This window comes from Treponema endosymbiont of Eucomonympha sp., assembly GCF_001028545.1.
On sequence record NZ_BBPW01000532.1, the window covers coordinates 1 to 502 of the forward strand.

Annotated in this window: 1 pseudogene; it reads right to left on the reverse strand. The window is 57.4% G+C overall.

Going from position 1 to position 502, the window contains the following annotated elements:
* Positions 1-48: 48 nt before the first annotated feature.
* Positions 49-491, reverse strand: a pseudogene (locus tag AWU74_RS13610) (phage major capsid protein).
* Positions 492-502: the final 11 nt, after the last annotated feature.

A 502-nucleotide genomic window follows, 5' to 3' on the forward strand; every position in this document is an offset into this window, starting at 1 on the left:
GGGTCGGTAGTCGGATAAATCACTTTCACTTTCCCCTGTGCCACATGTCTATAGCCTCCAGCACCGTCGCATTTCCGTACACCACATAGTTTGCCGCGCCCTTGGGCATTCGTCGAAGCTGGTAAGTATTTCTTTCACAAGGTTTTCGGCGAGCGTCGCAGTCAGGTCAGACGCCTTAATGTTACACAGCCGCTTGATTGCCTCGGGGTGCTTCACCGCCCAGCCGTACTGCGCCTGAAAACGCTCCACATACGCCATGTAGGTGCCCCATCGTCATCGTGCCAGTCCTTTCTGCCCAGATCCTTGCGCAGGATGCCGATGCCCTTGCTCCCGCTCGGATATATCAGCGTGCACAGGTTCGGTCCCGTGGCAACGATGTACACGCTGGTCTGTGCGCCCGCGCCGGTTCCGCCTATGCTGATGCAGTTTTTGCCGTCCGCTGCGCTCAGCCGAGTCGCCAGCCCGTCTATCTCATTCTGATCGACAGACAGGTTGAAATTGC